This is a genomic window from Serratia sp. DFXYC6 (genome assembly GCF_057196085.1).
Genome location: NZ_JBXUNV010000001.1, coordinates 2,531,732 through 2,553,231, shown reverse-complemented (window position 1 = coordinate 2,553,231; position 21,500 = coordinate 2,531,732). Strand labels below are relative to the sequence as shown.

Below are 21,500 nucleotides of genomic sequence, written 5' to 3'. Positions count from 1 at the left end.
GGTGAAACAAGAATCGTTTTTAACGGCGGCCCGCAGACCGCCCTTTGTGATCACCGCCGTTCGCAGTCGATGGCCTGCACGTTGGCCGGGCGGGCGAACAGGTATTTTCCCAGCGTCACCAGCACCACCGCCGCCACGATGATCACCAGCGCCAGCCACTCGCGCGGCGCCAGCGATTCGCCGGCAAAACCGATGCCGAGCAGCACCGCCACCACCGGATTGACGTAGGCGTAACTGGTGGCGACCGCCGGGCGCACGTTCTTCAACAAGAACATATAGGCGCTGATCGCCAGCATCGAACCGAAGACGATCAGATAGCCCAGCGCCAGAAAGCCGCCGGTGCTCGGCATCTGAGTGAGGCGCTCGCCGCTCAGCTGGCTGGCTGCCAATAACACCACGCCGGCGACCAGCATCTCCGCCGCGCCGGCCATCGGCCCGGCCGGCAGCGAGATGCGCGATCCCAACACCGACCCAAAGGCCCAGCTGGCCGAAGCCAGCAAAATCAGCAGCGCGCCGGTCGGGTTGCCCACCAGGTTGTTGCCGGTGTTGAGCAGCACGATGCCCACCAACCCGAGCGCGATGCCGGCCCATTCCAGTTTGGTGTTGCGCATGCCCCACAGCAGGCTGAAGCAGAGGGTGAACAGCGGCACCGTCGCCACCATCACCGCGGCGATGCCGGAGGGCACATGTTGGTGTTCCGCCACCGTCACCAGGCCGTTGCCCACCGCCAGCAGCAGAATGCCGATGGCGCCGGCGGCCAGCCACTGCTTCAGCGTCGGCAGCGCGTGGCCGCGCCAGGCCAGGAAACTGAACAGCACGATGCCGGCTGTCAGAAAGCGAATGCCGGCCATCATCAGCGGCGGCCACTGCGCGACGCCGAGGCGAATGACGAAATAGGTGGAACCCCAAACGATATATAACGTGAACAACGCCCCGATCAACGGCAGGACGCTACGGCTTTGTTGGCTAAGCATAGGATTGTATTTTGCGGGAATGATTATTATTAGAACGCTCAGTAAACCCGATCGGGCAACCGATAAGCAATGGCCTTCGGCATTATTTTTCCGGCTGCTGAAAGCCGTTCAATGGCCTTGCTGTTTCCACTGCAGCCAGCTGACGGCCGGCAGGTAAATCGACCAGCCGACGGCCAGCAGCAGCAGCATGAACTCGGGCGGCACGCCGGGCAACAAGGCGTCCAGCTTCCAGGACACGGCGTAGGCGAAGGGGCCGACGGCGGCGCCCAACACCGCCAGCGGCCAGGGGGCCGCTCTGACCACGTCCAGCAACCAATACCACCAGCAGCCGAAGCCGATCCACAGCGCGATGGTCCAGAGCGGCAGGCCGTGTTGCCCGCTGTAGTGCAGCACGCCGCTGTAGCTCCACAGCCCATCCATGCCGATACCGCCCAGGGCGGCCAGGGCCGCGCCTTTGCGGCGGGCTGCAGGGGTAAAGATCAGCGCCAGCGCCGCGCCGGCCAGCAGTATGCCGTTGAGCCGATCGCGAGTCAGCAGCGCCAGCAGCCAGCAAACGCCCAGTCCCAGCGTCGCCAGCCAGAATCCGGCATGCGGCTTCTTCATCGTTCAACTCCCGTGGGGTTACTCTGCCGCTGCGCCAAGCGCCGACGGATTTGCCAGAGCGGGCGCGAGGCCCGCTGTTTGCCTGAATGTTCGTTAGTTCAACCTTAGAAGGGAAGGTGCGGGGTGCACAAGCAGAATAATCTGTACCGGTTGAAAACGTGGGCAAAAACCGGTATTACAGGCGGGAAATCCGGTAGGCGCAGCGGCGCGAGCCGGCCAGAATGTGTTCGGCGCGCTCCACCTGCGCCTGCAGCACTTCGGTGAAGATGCTTAATTCCGCCCGGCAGAAGCCCTGGCAGACGGTGGCGGCGGCGCAGATCGGGCAGTGGTTTTCCACCAGCAGATAGGAACCGTCCTCCTCCTGGCGCCATTCGGCCATATACCCTTCGCGGCAGCGGATCTCGGTCAGGCGCGCCACGCGTTCGCGCAGCTCGGTGGCGCCGATCATCGCCTGCTTGTAGTTGATGCGGTTTTCCTGCTCGCGGGTCTCGATCAGCACGTCGATCGCTTGTTCGCCCAACTTGTCGCGCACGGTGCGCAGCAGCTGCACCGTCAGATCCGCATGGGTATCGGGAAAGCGCGCGTTCCCGGCAGAGGTCAAATGCCACAGCTGCACCGGGCGGCCCACGCCGCGCGTTTCCGCCACCGCTTCGACCAACCCCTCTTTCGCCAGCTTGACGAACTGCTGGCGGGCCGCCTCACCGGTGGTGCCGAGCACCTTTCCTGCGTCAGAAGCTAGCTGCGGGCCGCGGGTTTTCAATAACGTCAGCAAGCGGTCACTGACCGATTGTGCGGTGCTGCCGCTATTTTCCAAGTTTATTCTTGACATATTTCTCCGCCTCGCCCTAACTTATTCCAAGATAACTCTTGTTAAATTTAACGCAATCTTATGACCAACTCAATGCCATTCCTCTGAAAACAGGACGACAACCGTGATAACCCATGACGACAGCCGCTGGAGCGACCTTTTCTCCGGCAAAAATGCGGCCAGTGCGATCGCGCTTTCGCTCGGCGTGGCGCTGCATGCCATCAATATTCTGGTCGCCACCACCATTCTGCCCTCGGTGGTGCAGGATATCGGCGGGCTGGATCTCTATGCCTGGAACACCACGCTGTTCGTGGTGGCGTCGATCCTCGGCTCCGCGCTGTCGGCCCGGTTGCTCAGCGGCTATGGCGCACGCAGCGCCTATCTGGTGGCTTCGCTGTTCTTTATCGTCGGGGCGGCGCTGTGCGCGCTGGCGCCGAGCATGCCGGTGATGCTGATCGGCCGCACGGTGCAGGGCTTCGGCGGCGGGCTGATCTTTGCGCTCTCCTACGCGATGATCAACCTGGTGTTCGAGCAGCGATTGTGGCCGCGCGCCATGGCGCTTATCTCGGCGATGTGGGGCATCGCCACCCTGGTGGGGCCGGCGGTGGGCGGCATTTTTGCCGAGCTGCACGCCTGGCGTTGGGCCTTCGGCATTCTGCTGCCGATCATGGCGCTGTACGCTGCGTTTACCTTCCTGATCCTGCCCAAGGGCAAGGCGCAGCAGGCGGCCGCGCCATTGCCGACTGCGCAACTGCTGTTGCTGACCGTGGCGGTGCTGGTGGTGTCCGCCGGCAGCCTGGCGCACAGCGTCTGGATCAATCTGGCGGGCATCGCGCTTTCGCTGGTGCTGATGGCCTGGCTGATGAAGCGCGAGGCGCACGCACGCGCGCGTCTGTTGCCGCATGGCTCGCTGCGGCGCGGCTCATCGCTGGCGGCGCTCTATATTACGGTCTCATTGCTGGTGATCGGCATGACCAGCGAAATCTTCGTGCCCTATTTTCTGCAGCTGTTGCACGGCCAGTCGCCGCTGATCTCCGGCTATATCGCCGCCACCATGGCCGCCGGTTGGACGTTGTCCGAAATCCTCAGCTCCGGCTGGCGCGGGGCGGGCATTCGCCGGGCGATCGTCAGCGGGCCGCTGTTCGTGCTGGTGGGTCTGCTGGCGCTGGCGATCCTGATGCCGACGCCCTCCGGCGGTGACTGGCAGGCGCTGACGCCGATCGTCATCGCGTTGTCGCTGGTGGGGTTCGGCATCGGCTTCGGTTGGCCGCATCTGCTGACGCGCATTTTGCAGGTGGCGCCTGAAGCGGACAAAGATATCGCCGGCGCTTCAATTACCACGGTGCAGCTGTTCGCCACCGCATTCGGCGCGGCGCTGGCCGGGATGATCGCCAACCTGGCGGGGCTGAACGATCCGGGCGGCGCGGCGGGCGCGGCATCGGCGGCGCGTTGGCTGTTCCTGGCGTTCGCGCTGGCGCCGCTGCTGGCGGTATTCAGCGCCTGGCGCTGCGCGGCGATCGCGCCGCCGGCCGCCGAGACGGGCAATTTTGTACCCAACCCGTCTTCGCGCGAGTGCTAGAACGCTTCTCCTCATTCGGCGATGTTTGCGGTGATCCTGGCGTTATTCCTGCGCGACATTGTTAAAATCCGCTTGCTATATCTCTTATTTGAGATTATTTCTCTTATATGGGATTTTTAAGCGGAGTGTGAACGATGGATAACGGTCTGGACAATGCCGATCTGAGGTTGGCGCAGCGGCTGGCGGATTTGCGCCAGCAGCGAGCGTGGTCGCTGGAGGAATTGGCGCAGCGCACCGGTCTTAGCCGGGCGACGCTCTCGCGGGTGGAGCGCGCCGAGACCAGCCCGACGGCGTCGTTGCTGAACCGGCTGTGCGCCGCCTACGGGTTGACCATGTCGCGCCTGTTGAGCGAAATCGAAGACGAGCCGCCGGAGCTGCTGCGGCCGCAGCAGCAACCGGTGTGGGTCGATCGCGCCAGCGGTTTTCACCGTCGCTCCGTTTCCCCACCCGCCGCGCTGTATAAGGCCGAGTTTATCGAAGCCCGGCTTGATGCCGGCGCGCAGATCGATTACGACCTGCCGTCGATTCCGGCGCTGGAACATCACCTCTGGTTGCTGTCCGGGCAGTTGGAATTGACCCTGGAAGGGCGCGTTTTCCGGCTGTCGGCCGGCGACTGCCTGCGCTACCGCCTGTTCGGCGCCTCCCGTTTCCATGTCCCCGGCGATGAGCCGGCTCATTACACCCTCGTTATCTGTAGGCCATAGCCATGATTGAATTGCAACAGTGGGATGCCGCTGCGGCGCAAAGCGCCATTGCCGACTTGGCCGAGATGCTGCACGCCAGCGTGGCGCACGGCGCCAGCATCGGTTTTGTCATGCCCTTTACGCTCACGCAGGCGCAGGCATTTTGGCAGGGGTTGCTGCCGGCCCTGGCGCGGGGAGAGCGTGCGATGCTGGTGGCGCTCGCGAACGGCCGGCCGGTCGGCACCGTGCAACTGCTGCTGGCGATGCCGGACAACGGCCGCCACCGGGCGGAAGTGGTCAAGCTGATGGTGCACCCGCAGGCGCGGCGGCAGGGCGTTGCCCGGCTGTTGATGCAGGAAGTGCAGGCGCTGGCGGCGCGTCATCGCCGCAGCCTGTTGGTGCTGGACACCCTGAGCGGCAGTGCGGCGCAGGGGCTGTACCGTCAATTGGGGTTCGAGGCGGCGGGCGACATCCCGCAATACGCCCGCGCCAGCGACGGCGGGGCGTTGGAATCCACCTGCTATATGTACAAACTGCTGTGAGCCTTCGGATACTATTAAGTGAAGTCGATAGCTTGGACGCACTGACACTGATGGCGGAGTTGTCGGTGCAGCTGGCTGAGATCACAGGCGATAGCGGTACGTCCTCGTTTGATCCTGCTTCTATAGAAGCGGATGGAGGTTGTTTTATGTTGGTACGCAATGCTGCCGATGTGGCCGTAGCTTGTGGGGCGCTGCGTCGATTAACTTCTGGTGTTGCGGAGTTAAAACGAATGTATGTACGTGAGCCTGGCAATGGTATTGGTCGTAAATTATTGCAGGCTCTGGAACAACAGGCTCGATGGTTGGGGTATCGTCAACTGTGGCTGGAAACCCGAAGCGTGAACTTGCGTGCCATCAAGTTTTATCTGGCTCAGGGGTATCGGATACGCGAAAACTATGGCCGTTATCGAGGTAACCCACAGGCGGTCTGTTTCGAGAAAGTTCTGTAATGATGTTGCAAGTTCCTATAGCCATTTGACATTGAAGATCCGTGCCTTGCCTGCTTAGGTTACGTTCAGATTACATCAAAGAGCGGATGCTGCTGCGCTGTTCGGGCGATTAAAATCGAGAGAATTAACGGATTGGCTACTCTGACATTGCTGAAAGTATGTGAAAGTGCTCGTTTCACCGAGAAGCGTTGTTGGATTAACTCACAGGGCGGTGCCGATACCGATTTCTCACATTTCTGGTGCCCGCAACCCAGAATTTGAGCATCCGCATTTCTTCATCTTCATGCCGCCGAACTAACGTTCCCATTGGTTCGGCGGCATGCTCCGCTAATCCCTTTTTGACAAAATATTAGGTTATATGGGGCATTTCTCCCTATTCCTGAGTCAGCGCCCGCGCCAGGCCTTGATCGCCTGTTGGCGCACCTGCAGCTTCTGTTGCGGCGTCAGCTTGTTGTAGTCGCGAGCCAGGCCGCTCTCCCAATCGCCGTACAGCGGGTTGGGCAGCACGATGAATTCGGTGCCGAATTTGTTCTGGTTCTCGCTGACAAACGCCCGGCGCTGCGCATTATCCTGGTGGTAGGTCGCGGCGCCGAAGTCGTTCAGGTTGTCGCCCGCGTACACCACGATGTCATAGCCGGCTTGTTTGATGGCGTCGAAGCGCGCCTGCTTATTGGACGTGTCGGTACTGAGCAAGACGGTTTTATCCGACATGCCGGTGAAACCGAGCTTCTGCATGTTGGCCACCGTGGCGGCGTATTCGCTCTGCTTGCGGTTCGAGACGTAGAACATCGTCCCCTGGTGGGCGTTAACGTAGCGGGCGAACGACACTGCCCCCGGCACCGCGCCGGCCTGTTCGGCCTGCGTCCATTGGGCCCAGGTGGCGCTGTCATACGGCTGGCCCTGCTGCGCCTGCCAGGCGGAGTAGGCGCTGTTGTCCAGCATGGTTTCATCCAGATCGACCACCACCGCCTTTTTGCGGCCCGGCGCGGCCCTGGCCCGATCGAAGGCGCGTTGCGCGCTGTTGAACGCTTGGTGGGCCAGCGCCTGGTATTCACCGGACTGTTGGAACCAGTTCACCGCCAGCACCGACTGATCCGCCAGCCGCTGCTGGGCCTGGGCCTGGGCGTCGGTGTGCGGCGGCTGCGCGCAACCGGCCAACGCCAGCAGCGCGACGCCAACCGCCGCGCCGAGGGTGAGTTTCCTTGCCTGTTTTCCTGCCATCGTTATCTCTCTCGGTTTTATTTTTGTGGGCTGTCCAGCAGCATATCCATCTCGAACTGGCGCAGAGGATCCTGCCGCCAGCCAAGATGCGTAAAGAAGGGGGCGGCCACCTCGGGCACAAAAACGTTGGCGGTCAGCGGCAAAGGGGCGAACTGCGCTTGCAGGGCGGCCAGCAAGGCGCGGGCATGCCCCTGGCCGCGGTGCTGCGGCGGCACGTAGATCAGGCGCAGCCAGCAGTGCTCGGCGCCGGGCATCACCACGGCGTAGGCCTGACGATTGAGCGTATAGGCTTGCGGTGTGCCTGGCAGCTTGAACAGCGATTCGGGAGCGATCAACCAGGGCAGATCGGTGGCGCCTTCCGCCGTCAGGCGATGGCTGACGGTCAGCGGATCGACCGCCTGCAGCGCCGCCGTGCCTGGCGGCACTTCCGCCGGCGCCTGATGGCCGGTCAGGGTGCGCACGATGCGCAGCCCGGCGCGGTGGTACAGCGCCAGCGCGGCTTCGTTGCCTTCGATCACCTCCAACGACAGCCGACGGTCGCCGCGCTGGCGGGCATCCGCCACCAGCCGCTGCATCAGCGCCTTGCCCAGCCCCTGACCGCGCATCTCCGGGCGCACGGAAAAGGCCGCAACCCGGCTGTGCTGGCCGCGGCGGGCGATCAGCGCCACCGCCACCGGTTCATGGCGGTGGGTGACGATCAGGCTGTCGTTCAGGCTGAGATCTTCGGCGCCGAAGCGGGCGGCGAAGGTCGGCCCGTCGAGCACGAAACGCACGATGTAGTTTTCAAAACAGTGGTTGAGGATGTTGGCCAGTTCGTCGCTGCTGTAGCGCAAGGCGTTGTGGTAGTCGAAGCGTCCGTCGTTATGCATGGCTGATTCCGCTCGGGGGAAAGCTATACATGTAGACCCGTTTGTTTTGCAAGGCAAGCGGGGGGATTCGCCGGCGGGGAAAATAAAAACAAAAAAGCCGGACGCAGCCGCCCGGCGAAATAAAACTCTGGGTATCAAGTGACGCTAAAGTTTGCAGTGGTGGTTATTCATTCATCACATCAGAACTGGTAGGTCAGGGCGACAACAACGACGTCGTCGTTTTTCAGACCCAGCTTGTTGTCGTCATCAAGCTGGTTGATTTTATATTCGACATAAGTGGACATGTTTTTGTTGAAGTAATAGGTCGCCGCCACGTCGAAATATTTCACCAGATCGACGTCGCCGATGCCTTCAATATCTTTGCCTTTCTGCTGAACGTAACCCAGCGATGGGCGAAGACCGAAGTCGAACTGATATTGCGCGACCAATTCAATCCCTTCCGCTTTATTGGCGAAGCCGCTAACGGAGGTCGAGTTATTATTGATGGTGGCGGTGCCGGAAATAGGCGCGATATTGCGGCTCTGCGAATAAGTCGCGGCCAGGTAGACATTGTTGTTGTCGTATTTCAGACCGCCGGCCCAGATATCGGCCTTGTCGCCTTTACCGAAGGTGCCCGCCTTTTGCGTGGCGGTGCGGTTGGAAGAGGCATAGGCGGCGCCCACGCTCAGGCCGTCAATGATTTCATAGCTGGAGGAGAGACCCCAGCCGTCGCCGTTCGCCTTGCTGGCGGAGCGGCCGTCGTTTTCGTTCTTGCCCTGGTACTGCACGGCAAATTTCAGGCCGTCAACCAGACCGAAGAAGTTGTTATTACGGTAGGTGGCGACGCCATTGGTACGGCCGTTCATAAAGTTGTCGGTCTTGATATAAGCATCGTCGCCGAATTCAGGGATCATATCCGTCCAGGCGCCAACGTCGTAAATGATGCCGTAGTTGCGACCGTAGTCGAAGGAGCCGAGGTCCTTATATTTCAGACCGGCGAAGCCCAGACGCGTTTTGGTGTCTTTGGTGCCGTCGGATTCAGAATGGTTGGCGGCGATCTGATATTCCCACTGGCCATAGCCGGTCAGCATATCGTTAATCTGAGTCGCGCCTTTAAAGCCGATACGGACGTAGGTTTTATCACCATCATTGCCGGCATCATCAGAGAAATAATGCAGGGCTTTCACACGGCCGTAAAAATCGAGTTTGTTGCCGTCTTTATTGTAGATTTCTGCTGCCTGTGCCGCTTGCGCAAGTAAAAGTGCCGGAATAATAACGGCCAGAAGATTACGTTTCATGGGTTACCCTGCTTTATTCGATTGAAAGACGCTTATCATCAGTTGCATTGCTGTTTTACTGTGCCGCCTGATTGTTGGCGGCGGAGAATTTTTACCGTAGTAATGTGATCTATTTATGACAAAAAATTCATTTTCATGTCGAACGATTAAAAAAGTCGCGCAAAGGGTGAATTTTTTCTTCAGCCGATGGTCGGCGGCTGGTCTACAGTTACCGATACCTTGTTCCGCTGCGGGAGGAATCATGCACGATACTTATACTTTGTTCGGTACGCAGGGCTGCGGTTCGACCATCGTGGCCGCCGCGTTGGCGTTGACCGCTTTCCCCTGGGGCTATGAGGAGGTGGATTACACGCAGGACGGCCCGGAGCGCGATCGCCTGTTGGCGCTGAACCCGCTGGGTCAGGTGCCCACCTTAGTGTTGCCCAATGACGAAGTGATGACGGAGAGTGCGGCGATTATCCTGCTGCTGCACGATCGCGCGCCGCATGCCGAGCTGGCGCCGCCCGGCGGTTCGCCGCTGTTGCCGCGTTTTCTGCGCTGGCTGCTGTTCATCAACGCGGAGATTTACCCCACCTTCACCTATGCCGACCATCCGCAGCGCTGGCAGCCGCAGGCGGCAGGGGCGGAACAGCTGAAAAACGCGGTAATGGATTATCGTGAGCGTTTATTGCGGCAGTTGAACGCCGCCGCAGGGGCGTCTGGCCCGTGGTTTCTCGGCAAGAGCTTCAGCGCGTTGGATCTGTACGTGGCGGTAATGTGCAACTGGCGGCCGGGCCGCGCGTGGTTCCGGCAACACTGCCCGCGGCTTTACGCCATTGCCGAACGGGTGGAGCGGCGGCCGGAGCTGAATGCGCTGCTGAGCGCCCATTTCGACGGCGTTGCCTCGCTGGAACCGTGAAATCGCCCCGCCGCCTGGCGGGGAACCCTCCCGTTTTTCTGAACCGAGAGTGCCGAAAATCCCGATTTTCACTCGCCTCGGCGGCGGGTAGCGTAAGGCTATCCGCAACTGACAGGAGAGTGTGATGCCATCAAAATCCCAGGCCGGGCAACAGGCGTTCGGCGAGATCGCCCCCAAGCTGGCGCAGCTCAGCGACAGCGTCTTGTTTGACGATGTCTGGCAGCGGCCAGAGCTGAGCCCGCGCGAGCGCAGCCTGATCACCGTCGCCGCGCTGGTGGCGCTCAACCGCCTGGAGCAACTGCCGTTTCATCTGCAGCTGGCGCAGCGCAACGGTGTCGATCGCCCGCAATTGGCGGAGCTCATCACCCACCTGGCGTTTTACGCCGGCTGGCCCGCGGCGGCGTCGGCCGTGGCGCGCCTGCGCGAGCTGGAACCGGAGGTGCCCCATGCCGTTTAGCCGCATCGCCCTGCATCAGGGCAAGTCTGCCGACTATCTGCAAACCTTGTCCGACAGCCTGCATCAGGCGCTGGTGGAGGCCTTCGAGGTGCCGCCGGCGGACAGGTTTCAGGCGATCGATCAATACCGCCCCGGCGAGCTTATCTACGATCGCGACTATCTCGGTGGGCCGCGCAGCGCGGATTTCGTGCTGTTTTACATCACCGCCGGGCGGCCGCGCGACAGCGACACCAAGCGGCGCTTCTACGGGCGGCTGGCGGCGCTGCTGGCGGAAAACCTGCGGCTGAACCCCGAGGATGTGATGGTGGTGATCGCCACCACCCAGTTGGACGAGTGGTCATTCGGCGGCGGGCGCGCCTCAATGATCGATCCGCAGACGTAACTCGGGCTGACGTCGTCGGCGGTCTGTGGGACAATAGCGCCATCATTTCGTTTAGATAAGAGTTGAATGGCGCTCTCCTCCGCAGTTAAAGATCAGATTGGCCAGTGGTACAAAGCCCTGCAGCAGCAAATACCGGATTTTATTTCCCGCGCGCCCCAGCGCCAGATGATCGCCGAGGTGGCCAAGACGCTGGCCGGCGACTACCCGCGCCATCTGGCGATCGAGGCGCCGACCGGCGTCGGCAAAACGCTGTCTTACCTGATCCCGGGCATCGCCGTCGGGCGGGCGGAGAGCAAGCCGCTGGTGGTGAGCACCGCCAACGTGGCGCTGCAGGATCAGATTTACAGCAAGGATTTGCCGCTGCTGAAGAAGATTATCCCCGATCTGAAATTTACCGGCGCCTTTGGCCGCGGGCGTTACGTCTGCCCGCGCAACCTGGCGGCGATGAGCACCGACGTCAGTCAACAGGGCGATCTGACGCTGTTCCTCGACGACGAGCTGGCGCCGTCCAGCGGCGAAGAGCAGGCGCTGTGCCAGAAACTGACCAAGGCGCTGGCCCGCTTTGAGTGGGATGGGCTGCGCGATCACTATCAGCAGAGCATCGACGATCCGCTGTGGGCCAAGCTGAGCACCGACAAGGCCAACTGCCTGGGGCGCAACTGTCACTACATTCGCGAATGCCCGTTCTATATCGCCCGCAAAGAGATCGAGAGCGCCGACGTGGTGGTGGCCAACCACGCGCTGGTGATGGCGGCGCTGGAGACGGAATCGGTGCTGCCGAACCCGAAAGAGTTGCTGCTGGTGCTGGACGAAGGCCACCATTTGCCGGAGGTGGCGCGCGACGCGCTGGAGATCGACGGCGAAATCACCGCGCTGTCGACCAACCTGCAGCTGGACATGATCGTGCGCCAGGTCGAACAGTGCATGACGCAGTACCGGCCGAAGAATCCGCCGGGGCTGGCCAACAGCGAACGGCTGAAAAACCATTGCGAGGAGCTGCGCGAACTGGTGCAGATCTTCGAGCATCAGGTCAGCGCCTACCTGCCCGGCGACAGCGTGGCCGCCGAGCACCGTTTTGAAATGGGCGAGCTGCCGGCGGAGATGGTGGAGAGCTGCGCGCGGCTGTTTAAACTGACCGATGCATTGCGCGGGCTGGCGGAGTTCGTGCTTAACGATCTTACTGAGCAGACCGGCAAGCACGACATCATGCGCCTGCACCGCGCCATCCTGCAGATGAGCCGCACGCTGGGCTATCTGGAAGCGATGAGCAAGCTGTGGCGGCTGGCGGCGCTCGACAAGTCGTCCAACGCGCCGATCTCCAAATGGGTCACGCGCGAACTGCGCGATAACGTCACCCATCTGTATTTGCACTGCGTCGGCATCCGCGTCAGCGATCAGCTGGAGAAGCTGCTGTGGCGCAAGGTGCCGCACGTGGTGGTCACCTCGGCCACGCTGCGTTCACTGAACAGCTTCGCGCGTTTGCAGGAGATGAGCGGGCTGAGCGAGAAGGCCGGCGATCGCTTCGAAACGCTCTCATCGCCGTTCAATCACGTCGAACAGGGCAAGATTGTCATTCCGCAGATGCGCTACGAACCGGCGCTCGCCAATGAGGCGGAGCACCTTGAGGAAATGGCGCGGTTTTTCCGCGCCGAGCAGGCGAGCGGCAAGCACAAAGGCATGCTGATCCTGTTCAGCAGCCACCGGGCGATGCAGACTTTCCTCAGCTACGTGACCGATCTGCGGCTGATGCTGCTGGTGCAGGGTGACCAGCCGCGCTACCGGCTGGTGGAAGAGCACCGCAAGCGGGTGGAGAAGGGCGTCGCCAGCGTGCTGGTGGGGCTGCAATCGTTCGCCGAAGGGCTGGATTTGAAAGGCGAACTGTTGACCCAGGTGCATATTCACAAAATCGCGTTCCCGCCGATCGACAGCCCGGTGATCATCACCGAAGGCGAGTGGCTGAAATCGCTGAAGCGCTATCCGTTCGAAGTGCAGAGCCTGCCGAGCGCCTCGTTCAACCTGATCCAGCAGGTCGGCCGTCTGATCCGCAGCAACCAATGCTACGGCGAGATCGTGATCTACGATCGCCGGTTGCTGACCAAAAATTACGGTTCGCGGCTGTTGGCGTCGCTGCCGGTGTTCCCGATCGAGCAGCGCACGGTGCCGGAGGCCGACAAGGCGCATCTGGCGGCGCTGAAATCCGCCGCCGACGCGGCCAAAAAAGAGAAGAAGCGCGGCAACCCGTTCGCCCGCAAGCGGCGGCGTTAATCAAAGCAGCGGCGGCAGGCGGCGCTTGACCGGCGTGGTTTTCACGATCGAGGTGTTGCTCTGCGCATGCTCGGCCAGCCGATCGAGGGTGTGGTCGAGCTGTTCCATCGAGTGCGCCACCAGCCGCACGATAAAGCAGTCTTCGCCGGTCACCTTATCGCATTCGACCACTTCCGGGATCGCCTGAATCAGCTGCTCGACCTTCTTCAGCATGCCCGGCAGCGGCTTGATGCGCACCAGCGACTCGAAGGCGTAGCCCACCGCCTGCAGATTGACGTTCAGGGTATAGCCCTGGATCACGCCGCTTTCCTCCAGCCGTCGCAGTCTTTCCGACGTGCTCGGCGACGACAGGCCCACCTGCGCGCTCAGCGTCTTCAACGATGCGCGCGCATCGTCCGCCAGAATGGTCAGGATTTGGCGATCGATATCATCCATAACGCCTCCGTTAGGTATTTTATTTATTATAGCTGCGAGAAAAAGGCAGTTAAGCATATCTGCCTTTTTTATGCTATGGAAAGCCGCCCGGCGAAGCCGCAAGCTATGTCTCTGGGCAAGCTTCGAGGAACGCAGAATGAATGCAGAGATAAAACGCGGATCGCTGGAGATGGCGGCGGCGATGTTGATTTCCGGCTCTATTGGCTGGTTTGTGTTGATGTCCGGCCAGCCGGTTATCAACGTGGTGTTTTGGCGCTGCGCGGTAGGCGCGCTGACGCTGCTGGCGGTGTGCGGCGTATTGGGGCAGCTGCGACGCGATGCGCTGACGCGCGCCACGCTGCTGCTGGCGATCGCCGGCGGCGTCGCGCTGGTGATCAACTGGCTGCTGCTGTTCGCCGCCTATTCCTATGCGTCTATCTCCATCGCTACCGCGGTGTACAACACCCAGCCGTTTATGCTGGTGGGGCTGGGGGCGCTGTTTCTGGGGGAACGGCTGACCGCCCGCAAGCTGCTGTGGCTGGGGCTGGCGTTCGGCGGCATGATGCTGGTGGTGCTGGCGCAGCCGCGGCAGGCGGGGGAGCAGAGTCATTATCTGGCGGGCATCGCGCTGGCGCTCGGCGCGGCGTTTTTCTACGCCCTGATGGCGCTGGCGGCCAAGCGGCTGAAGGGCACGCCGCCGCATCTTATTGCGCTGATCCAGGTGACGGTGGGGGCGGTGATGCTGTTGCCGCTGGTGGATTTCCACGTTTCGGCCAGCGTGGGGCAGTGGGGGATGTTGGCGACGCTCGGCGTGCTGCACACCGGCCTGATGTACGTGTTGATGTACGGCGCCCTGCAGAAGCTGCCCACCAATCTGATCGGCTCGCTGTCGTTCATCTACCCGATCGCCGCCATGCTGGTGGATCGCCTGGCGTTTGGTCACCGGCTGTCTGTGTGGCAGCTGCTGGGCGCGGCGATCATCCTGCTGGCGGCGGCGGGCATGAACCTGCTGGGCGAGCGGCGAGCGCGGCTGCTGCCGGCCTCGGACGGCCGGCGCGCCGGCTGATGCTCAGCGCGGTTTTTTCAGCCGGCGCCATAAAGTGGTGCGGCTGATCCCGAGCAACCGGGCGGCGGCGGCGTGGTCGCCTCCGCACCGCGCCAGGGCTTCGTGGGCGGAGACGGGCGCCGCCTGCGTCTCGGGCGGCGGCGCCACCGCCAGCTCCGGCAGCAGCCACTGCAGGGTCTCGCCGCTCGGCGCAGCGCCGGTGCTCAGCATCAGCGCCACCCGCTCCATCATGTTGCGCAGCTCGCGCAGGTTGCCGGGCCAGGCGTAATGACTCAGTGCGGCGTAACAGCCGGCCAGGGCGGTGCGCAGCGGCTCCGTCAGCGGCACGTCGAGCGCCGCCAGCGACTGTTTCAGAAAGTGTTCCGCCAGCATCGCAATATCGTCGCCACGCGCCCGCAACGGCGGCAGCTGCAGCCGCAGGGCGCTCAGACGGTAGAACAGATCGGCGCGAAAATCGCCGTGTTGAATCGCCTGCTCCAGGCGATTGTGGGTGGCGCTGATAACGCGAAAATCGACCGCCACCGGCTGTTGCCCGCCGACCCGCGTGATGGTTTTCTCTTCCAGCGCCCGCAGCAGCCGGGTTTGCAGGTGCAGCGGCATTTCGCCGATCTCATCCAGAAACAGGGTGCCGCCGTTGGCGGTTTCCAACAGCCCGCGTCGGCCGCCGCGCCGTGAGCCGGTAAAGGCGCCTTCCTCATAGCCGAACAGTTCCGCCTCCAGCAGCGATTCGGCGATGGCGCCGCAGTTGATGGCGACGAACGGCGGCGTCGCGCCGCGCCGGGAAAAGTATTCGCGGTGGATCGCCTGCGCCGCCAGCTCTTTGCCGGTGCCGGTTTCGCCTTCGATCAACACCGCCGCCGGCGATCGGGCGTACAGCATGATGGTGCGCCGCGTCTGCTCCATCTGCGGGGAATCGCCCTGTAAATCGCTCAGCCCATAGCGCGGCTGCAGGGTATTGCGCGCGGCGTAGTCACCGCCACGTTTGGCGCCGCCCAGCATCAGGCGCGTCACGTCCAGCGCGTCGCTGAAGGCGGCGCGCAGGGTGGCGGCGGAATAGAGAAAAATGGCGGTGAGCCCGGCCTCTTCCGCCAGATCGCTGATGAGGCCGGCGCCGACCACGGCCTGAATGCCGGCGGCTTTCAGCTCGGCGATCTGGCCGCGCGCGTCCTCTTCGGTGACGTAGCTGCGCTGCTCCAGCGGCAGATCGAAGGTTTGCTGGAACTCCAGCAGCGCGGGCAGGGGCGTTTTGTAGGTGATGACGCCGATTCGATCGGCGGTTCTGCGCGCCTTGCTTAGCGCCTGCAGCAGGTCGAAGCCGCCGGGCTTGACCAAAATGACCGGCACCGACAGGCGGCTTTTCAGGTAGGCGCCGTTGGAGCCGGCGGCGATGATGGCGTCGCAAGGCTCGGTCGCCAGGCGATCGCGAATATGCTGCACCGCCTCCTCGAAGCCGAGACGGATCGGGGTGATGGTCGCCAGATGGTCGAACTCGAGACTGATATCCCGGAACAGATCGAACAGGCGGGTGATGGAGACGGTCCAGATCACCGGTTTGTCAGGCGTGCGGGACGGCGTGATGTGATCGCTCATGGTGGGTTACCGAATGAAAGTGGCTGCATTAGGTGTAGCCTTGTTTCATTCATGTTTCAAACATGCCGAGTGAAACCGCGATTGAAACGTTAACTGAAACGTTTTTTATCGCTTGGTCTGCCCAATGGCGACGCGAATTTTATAACTCACTTATTTTTATCGCTTTTAATTTTTTCCCCGCCAAAGTGCAACCTGGCCCGCCCCTTGCTCTGTCTGTTCCATCTAGCTAATCGGAGAGAACGTCATGACGCTGCGCTCACCCGGGCTCGCCTTTCGTCAGGCCCTGAGTAAAGAGAAACCCCTGCAAATCGCCGGCGCGATCAACGCCAACCATGCCCTGCTGGCCCAGCGGGCGGGGTTCCAGGCCATCTATCTTTCCGGCGGCGGCGTGGCGGCCGGTTCGCTGGGGCTGCCGGACCTGGGCATTTCGACGCTGGACGATGTGTTGACCGATATTCGCCGCATCACCGACGTCTGCCCGCTGCCGCTGCTGGTGGATGTCGACAGCGGTTTCGGCGCATCGGCGTTCAACGTCGCCCGCACGGTGCGCGCGGTGAGCAAGGCCGGGGCGGCGGCGCTGCATATCGAAGATCAGGTTGGCGCCAAGCGCTGCGGCCATCGGCCCAATAAGGCCATCGTTTCCACCGAAGAGATGGTGGATCGCATCAAGGCGGCGGTGGATGCGCGCAGCGATCCGGACTTCGTGATCATGGCGCGCACCGATGCGCTGGCGGTGGAGGGGCTGGAGGCGGCCATCGAGCGCGCTCAGGCTTACGTGGCGGCCGGGGCCGACATGCTGTTTCCGGAGGCGATCACCGAGCTGGGCATGTACCGCCGCTTCGCCGAAGCGACGCAGGTGCCGATCCTCGCCAACATCACCGAATTCGGCGCGACGCCGCTGTTCACCACCGACGAGCTGCGCAGCGCCCGGGTGGATATGGCGCTGTATCCGCTGTCGGCCTTTCGGGCGATGAACCGGGCGGCGGAGCGGGTGTACCGCGCCCTGCGCGAGGAGGGCACGCAGAAAAGCGTCATCGACACCATGCAGACCCGCAACGAGCTGTACGAAAGCATCAACTACTATTTGTTCGAAGAGAAACTCGACGCTCTGTTCGCTCGCCAGCGCGACGAATAAGCGCCATTCACGCAGAAGCCAAATGAGGACAGTATGAGCCAAGCGATCCCCCCGCAAAGCCCGACTGGCGTTAAGCCGAAAAAATCCGTGGCGTTATCCGGCGTGCCCGCCGGGAATACCGCGCTGTGTTCCGTAGGACGCAGCGGCAACGATCTGCACTATCGCGGTTACGACATTCTCGATCTCGCGCGCCACTGCGAGTTTGAAGAGGTCGCCCATCTGCTGATCCACGGCAAGTTGCCCAACCGCGACGAGCTGCAGGTCTATAAACACCGTCTCAAAGCGCTGCGCGGCCTGCCCGCCAGCGTGCGCACGGTGCTGGAGGCGCTGCCGGCGGCGTCTCACCCGATGGACGTGATGCGCACCGGCGTTTCGGCCCTCGGCTGCACCCTGCCGGAAAAAGAACAGCACGGCGCGGCCGGCGCACGCGACATCGCCGATCGGCTGCTGGCGTCGTTGGGATCGATGCTGCTCTATTGGTATCACTACAGCCACAACGGCGAGCGCATTCAGCCGGAGACCGACGACGACTCCATCGGCGGCCACTTCCTGCATCTGCTGCACGGCGCAGCGCCTTCCGCCAGCTGGGAGCAGGCCATGCATGCGTCACTGATCCTGTACGCCGAGCATGAGTTCAACGCCTCGACCTTCGCCGGCCGGGTGATCGCCGGCACCGGATCCGACGTCTATTCGGCGATCGTCGGCGCCATTGGCGCGCTGCGCGGGCCGAAGCACGGCGGCGCCAACGAGGTATCGCTGGAGATCCAGCAACGCTATGAAACGCCGGACGAAGCGGAAGCCGACATTCGCCGCCGCATCGACAACAAAGAGGTGGTGATCGGCTTCGGGCACCCGGTGTACACCGTCTCCGATCCGCGCCATCAGGTGATCAAAGAGATCGCGCTGCGCCTGTCGCAGGAAGCGGGCGCGATGAAGCTGTATGACATCGCCGACCGGCTGGAAAGCGTGATGCGCGACACCAAAAACATGTTCCCCAACCTCGACTGGTTCTCGGCGGTGTCTTACCACCAGCTGGGGGTGCCTACCGAAATGTTCACGCCGCTGTTTGTCATGGCGCGGGTGAGCGGCTGGTCGGCGCACATCATCGAGCAACGGCAGGACAACAAAATCATTCGCCCGTCCGCCAACTATACCGGGCCGGAAGCGCGGGCGTTCGTACCGCTGGATCAGCGCTGAGCGCCGATCGTTATCGTGTCGTTTTCACTATGGAGCCTTTGGGGATCATGATGCTTGAGTCTGCCAACACCGGCCGTCCGCCGTTCGATCGCGAGATGGTCGATATCGTCGATTATGTGATGAAAGAGGCCGTCGATACCCCGGCGGCGTACCGCACCGCCCACTATTGCCTGCTCGATACCCTCGGCTGCGGGCTGGAGGCGCTGAGCTACCCGGCCTGCAAGAAACTGATGGGGCCGGTGGTGCCGGGCGCCGAGGTGCTGAACGGCAGTCGGGTGCCGGGCACCCGTTTCCAGCTGGATCCGGTTCAGGCGGCGTTCAATATCGGCGCCATGATCCGCTGGCTCGATTTCAACGACACCTGGCTGGCGGCGGAGTGGGGCCACCCGTCGGACAACCTGGGCGGGATCCTGGCGGTGGCCGACTGGCTCTCGCGTCAGGCGGTGGCGGCGGGCAAAGCGCCGCTGACCATGCGGCAGGTGCTGATCGCCATGATTAAGGCGCACGAGATCCAGGGCTGCCTGGCGCTGGAAAACGCCTTCAACCGGGTGGGGTTGGATCACGTGCTGCTGGTGAAGGTGGCGTCCACCGCGGTGGTGGCGCAGCTGCTCGGCCTGAGCCGCGAGGCGATCCTGAACGCGGTGTCGCTGGCGTGGGTGGACGGGCAGTCGCTGCGCACTTATCGCCATGCGCCGAACGCCGGCACCCGCAAATCCTGGGCGGCGGGGGATGCGACCGCGCGCGCAGTGCGGCTGGCGCTGATGGCCGCCACCGGCGAGATGGGCTATCCCTCGGCGCTCACGGCGCCGACCTGGGGGTTCTACGACGTCTCGTTCAACGGCAAACCTTTCCGCTTCCAGCGGCCGTACGGCGCGTATGTGATGGAGAATGTGCTGTTTAAAATTTCGTTCCCGGCGGAGTTCCATGCCCAGACCGCCGTGGAGGCGGCCATGACGCTGCACCGCCAGATGCAGGCCGCCGGCAAAACCGCCGCCGATATCGCCAGGGTGAGCATCCGCACCCACGAGGCCTGCCTGCGCATTATCGACAAGCAAGGGCCGCTGGATAACCCGGCGGATCGCGATCACTGCATTCAGTATATGGTGGCGATCCCGCTGCTGTTCGGCCGGCTGACGGCGGCCGATTACGAGGATCGGGTGGCCGAGGATCCGCGCATCGACGCATTGCGCGGCAAGATCCACTGCCATGAAGATCCCGCCTTCACGCGCGATTATCACGATCCGGAAAAACGCTCGATCGCCAATGCGCTGACGGTGGAGTTCACCGACGGCAGCCGTCTGGATGAGGTGGCGGTGGAGTACCCTATCGGCCATGCGCGGCGGCGCGAAGCGGGCATCCCGCTGTTGATCGAGAAGTTCAAAACCAACCTGGCGCGCCAGTTCCCGGCCCTGCAGCAGCAGCGCATTCTCGAGGTGTCGCTGGATCGGCAGCGGCTGGCGCAGATGCCGGTCAACGAGTACCTCGATTTGTGGGTGATCTGACGCGAGCGGCGCTGACAAGCCACGTCGGCGTCGCTATGATGGAGGCTCCATCCCCGTCCGTCTTCTTATCAGGTGATTCATGATTGATGCCGCAACGCTGTTGTTGTTTTCCGGCGCCTGCGTGGCGCTGGCGCTGACCCCCGGCCCGGATATGCTGCTGATCGCTTCGCGCAGCGTCAGCCAGGGGCGGCGCGCCGGTTTCGCTTCGCTGGCGGGCATCCAGCTCGGCACGTACTGCCACGCGCTGGCGGCGGCGCTGGGGTTGTCGCAACTGTTCGTCGCCGTACCCCTGGCTTACGACGCGGTGAGAATGTTGGGCGCGGCCTATCTGCTCTATCTGGCGTGGAAAACGCTGCGATCCGGCAGCAGTCTGCAGGCTTCCGCCGGGTTGCAGGCGGTGCCGACGGCGCGCATTTTCCGTCAGGGATTGTTCACCAACATCCTCAACCCGAAGATGGCGCTGTTCGTGCTGGCGCTGTTCCCGCAGTTTATCGATCCGCGCGCCGGCTCGGTGGTGGTGCAGATGCTGGCGCTGGCGACGGTGCTGAATCTGGTCGGCTTGCTGATTAACGGCGGGGTGATCCTGGCGGTCAGCGGCATGAAAAGCCGTTTTGTCGGCCGTCGCTTCAGCGCCCGCTGGCCGAACTATCTGCTGAGCGGCGTGTTCGCCGGGCTGGCCTGCAAACTCATTTTCGACAGCCGTCGTTAATCTTCGCGCAGCAGCGCTTCAAACGCCGCGCTGGCCGGTTCGTCCGGCAGCGCGCTGTACATCACCAGCCGCAGGTGGTTCTCTTCGTCGACGATGAAAGAGGCGTGGTCAAAGGTGACCGGGTCGATCTCCGGGAGGGTGAAGCTGCGCCGCCCCTGGCAACGTCCGTGAATATCATGCTGCCGCCAGAGCTGGCGGAACTGCGGCGATACCTGCTCCAGCGCCTGTACCCGTTGGCGCATCACCTCATCCTCCGGCGCACGGGCGTAGTCGCGGCGGAAGCTGGCCAGGATTTGCGGCGCCTGCGCCCGCCACTCCAGCAGGCGCGCATTGAGCTGCGGATCGGCAAACAGCATCCACAACATGTTGCGCTCTTGCGCCGGGCGCTCGCCGATGGCGAACAGCCGCTGCGCCGCCGGATTCCAGGCGATGATGTCCCAACTGAGGTTCATGACGTAGGCCGGCCGCAGCGTCAGGTCGTCCAGCAGGCGCCGCACCAACGGCGAAACCTGGCACCACTGATGGCCGACCGGCACCGGCGGGCGCTGATGCGCCAATAAAAACAGGTGGTAGCGGCCGGCGGCATCGAGCTGCAGCACCCGCGCCAGATTTTCCAAAAAAGTCACCGACGCATTGATTTCCCTGCCTTGCTCCAGCCAGGTGTACCAGGTGAGGCCGACGCCGGCCAGCGCCGCCACCTCCTCGCGCCGCAAGCCCGGCGTGCGGCGGCGGCTGCCGCTCGGCAAGCCGACTGCCTCCGGCGACAGTTGTTCTCGCTTTTGCCGCAGAAAATCCCCCAGTTCGTGGCGGGTGCGTTCGAGGGGGCGTGGGGGCATGTCGGCCGTCCTGTTGCTGTCAGTAATAGTATAAATGGCTATAT

At 62.8% G+C, this 21,500-nt stretch carries 22 protein-coding genes; 13 read left to right on the top strand and 9 right to left on the bottom strand.

Annotated elements, in window-relative coordinates:
- Positions 1-50: 50 nt before the first annotated feature.
- From yedA to AC2CGQ_RS12470, 3 genes are all read right to left on the bottom strand, one after another.
- Positions 51-974: a drug/metabolite exporter YedA gene (gene yedA, locus AC2CGQ_RS12480; protein WP_015377127.1), complete on the bottom strand. Its 924-nt coding sequence runs from the start codon at positions 972-974 to the stop codon at positions 51-53.
- 108 nt (positions 975-1,082) lie between these two features.
- Positions 1,083-1,577: a DUF2878 domain-containing protein gene (locus tag AC2CGQ_RS12475; RefSeq protein WP_015377128.1), complete on the bottom strand. Its 495-nt coding sequence runs from the start codon at positions 1,575-1,577 to the stop codon at positions 1,083-1,085.
- Positions 1,578-1,752: 175 nt separating this feature from the next.
- Entirely contained in the window at positions 1,753-2,406 is a 654-nt protein-coding gene (locus AC2CGQ_RS12470; protein ID WP_015377129.1) for a helix-turn-helix transcriptional regulator, read from the bottom strand.
- 103 nt (positions 2,407-2,509) lie between these two features.
- On the opposite strand from AC2CGQ_RS12470, the gene AC2CGQ_RS12465 reads away from it, so the two are divergent.
- The 4 genes from AC2CGQ_RS12465 to AC2CGQ_RS12450 all read left to right on the top strand — a co-directional run bounded on the left by AC2CGQ_RS12465 (position 2,510) and on the right by AC2CGQ_RS12450 (position 5,638).
- Entirely contained in the window at positions 2,510-3,964 is a 1,455-nt protein-coding gene (locus AC2CGQ_RS12465; RefSeq protein WP_274864930.1) for an MFS transporter, read from the top strand.
- 134 nt (positions 3,965-4,098) lie between these two features.
- A complete protein-coding gene (locus tag AC2CGQ_RS12460; protein ID WP_103085789.1) occupies positions 4,099-4,668 on the top strand; it encodes a helix-turn-helix domain-containing protein in 570 nt (189 codons plus the stop codon).
- Positions 4,669-4,670: 2 nt separating this feature from the next.
- Positions 4,671-5,189, top strand: coding sequence for a GNAT family N-acetyltransferase (locus AC2CGQ_RS12455; RefSeq protein ID WP_484593689.1), 519 nt, complete (start codon positions 4,671-4,673; stop codon positions 5,187-5,189).
- Positions 5,190-5,221: 32 nt separating this feature from the next.
- Positions 5,222-5,638, top strand: coding sequence for a GNAT family N-acetyltransferase (locus AC2CGQ_RS12450; RefSeq protein ID WP_228009653.1), 417 nt, complete (start codon positions 5,222-5,224; stop codon positions 5,636-5,638).
- 384 nt (positions 5,639-6,022) lie between these two features.
- Here the strand turns inward: AC2CGQ_RS12450 and AC2CGQ_RS12445 are convergent, their stop codons facing one another.
- The 3 genes from AC2CGQ_RS12445 to ompC form a co-directional block, all read right to left on the bottom strand.
- Complete coding sequence (locus AC2CGQ_RS12445) at positions 6,023-6,859, bottom strand: 5'-nucleotidase, lipoprotein e(P4) family (protein ID WP_484593688.1); 837 nt, start codon at positions 6,857-6,859, stop codon at positions 6,023-6,025.
- Positions 6,860-6,876: 17 nt separating this feature from the next.
- Positions 6,877-7,728 (bottom strand): GNAT family N-acetyltransferase, encoded by an 852-nt coding sequence (locus AC2CGQ_RS12440; RefSeq protein ID WP_082996952.1) that lies wholly within the window; start codon positions 7,726-7,728, stop codon positions 6,877-6,879.
- Positions 7,729-7,907: 179 nt separating this feature from the next.
- Positions 7,908-9,005 (bottom strand): porin OmpC, encoded by a 1,098-nt coding sequence (gene ompC / locus AC2CGQ_RS12435; protein ID WP_004939326.1) that lies wholly within the window; start codon positions 9,003-9,005, stop codon positions 7,908-7,910.
- A gap of 241 nt (positions 9,006-9,246) precedes the next feature.
- On the opposite strand from ompC, the gene AC2CGQ_RS12430 reads away from it, so the two are divergent.
- From AC2CGQ_RS12430 to dinG, 4 genes are all read left to right on the top strand, one after another.
- Positions 9,247-9,903: a glutathione S-transferase family protein gene (locus tag AC2CGQ_RS12430; protein ID WP_015377134.1), complete on the top strand. Its 657-nt coding sequence runs from the start codon at positions 9,247-9,249 to the stop codon at positions 9,901-9,903.
- Between the two features lie 124 nt (positions 9,904-10,027).
- Positions 10,028-10,360, top strand: a complete 333-nt coding sequence (locus AC2CGQ_RS12425) for a carboxymuconolactone decarboxylase family protein (protein ID WP_242141554.1) — start codon at positions 10,028-10,030, stop codon at positions 10,358-10,360.
- Complete coding sequence (locus AC2CGQ_RS12420) at positions 10,350-10,742, top strand: tautomerase family protein (protein ID WP_015377136.1); 393 nt, start codon at positions 10,350-10,352, stop codon at positions 10,740-10,742. Before AC2CGQ_RS12425 ends, AC2CGQ_RS12420 begins: the two co-directional genes overlap by 11 nt.
- Before the next feature lie 66 nt (positions 10,743-10,808).
- Positions 10,809-13,007: an ATP-dependent DNA helicase DinG gene (dinG, locus tag AC2CGQ_RS12415; RefSeq protein WP_160125248.1), complete on the top strand. Its 2,199-nt coding sequence runs from the start codon at positions 10,809-10,811 to the stop codon at positions 13,005-13,007.
- On the opposite strand, the gene AC2CGQ_RS12410 is transcribed toward dinG, so the two are convergent.
- Positions 13,008-13,442, bottom strand: coding sequence for an Lrp/AsnC family transcriptional regulator (locus AC2CGQ_RS12410; protein WP_004939311.1), 435 nt, complete (start codon positions 13,440-13,442; stop codon positions 13,008-13,010).
- A gap of 136 nt (positions 13,443-13,578) precedes the next feature.
- Between AC2CGQ_RS12410 and AC2CGQ_RS12405 the strand changes: the two genes are divergently transcribed.
- Positions 13,579-14,487, top strand: a complete 909-nt coding sequence (locus tag AC2CGQ_RS12405) for a DMT family transporter (protein WP_033633771.1) — start codon at positions 13,579-13,581, stop codon at positions 14,485-14,487.
- A gap of 3 nt (positions 14,488-14,490) precedes the next feature.
- On the opposite strand, the gene prpR is transcribed toward AC2CGQ_RS12405, so the two are convergent.
- On the bottom strand, positions 14,491-16,077 hold the full coding sequence (gene prpR, locus AC2CGQ_RS12400) for a propionate catabolism operon regulatory protein PrpR (RefSeq protein WP_484593687.1): 1,587 nt from the start codon (positions 16,075-16,077) through the stop codon (positions 14,491-14,493).
- Positions 16,078-16,321: 244 nt separating this feature from the next.
- Here prpR and prpB point away from each other — a divergent pair, with 244 nt between their 5' ends.
- The 4 genes from prpB (at position 16,322) to AC2CGQ_RS12380 (ending at position 20,620) form a co-directional block, all read left to right on the top strand.
- Positions 16,322-17,212, top strand: coding sequence for a methylisocitrate lyase (prpB, locus tag AC2CGQ_RS12395; RefSeq protein WP_015377140.1), 891 nt, complete (start codon positions 16,322-16,324; stop codon positions 17,210-17,212).
- A gap of 33 nt (positions 17,213-17,245) precedes the next feature.
- Positions 17,246-18,409: a bifunctional 2-methylcitrate synthase/citrate synthase gene (gene prpC, locus AC2CGQ_RS12390; protein ID WP_049239867.1), complete on the top strand. Its 1,164-nt coding sequence runs from the start codon at positions 17,246-17,248 to the stop codon at positions 18,407-18,409.
- A gap of 50 nt (positions 18,410-18,459) precedes the next feature.
- Positions 18,460-19,911 (top strand): bifunctional 2-methylcitrate dehydratase/aconitate hydratase, encoded by a 1,452-nt coding sequence (locus AC2CGQ_RS12385; RefSeq protein WP_049239873.1) that lies wholly within the window; start codon positions 18,460-18,462, stop codon positions 19,909-19,911.
- 79 nt (positions 19,912-19,990) lie between these two features.
- Entirely contained in the window at positions 19,991-20,620 is a 630-nt protein-coding gene (locus tag AC2CGQ_RS12380; RefSeq protein ID WP_015377143.1) for a LysE family translocator, read from the top strand.
- On the opposite strand, the gene AC2CGQ_RS12375 is transcribed toward AC2CGQ_RS12380, so the two are convergent.
- Positions 20,617-21,456 (bottom strand): helix-turn-helix transcriptional regulator, encoded by an 840-nt coding sequence (locus AC2CGQ_RS12375; RefSeq protein ID WP_484593686.1) that lies wholly within the window; start codon positions 21,454-21,456, stop codon positions 20,617-20,619. The two genes, AC2CGQ_RS12380 and AC2CGQ_RS12375, sit on opposite strands and share 4 nt — an antisense overlap.
- Positions 21,457-21,500: the final 44 nt, after the last annotated feature.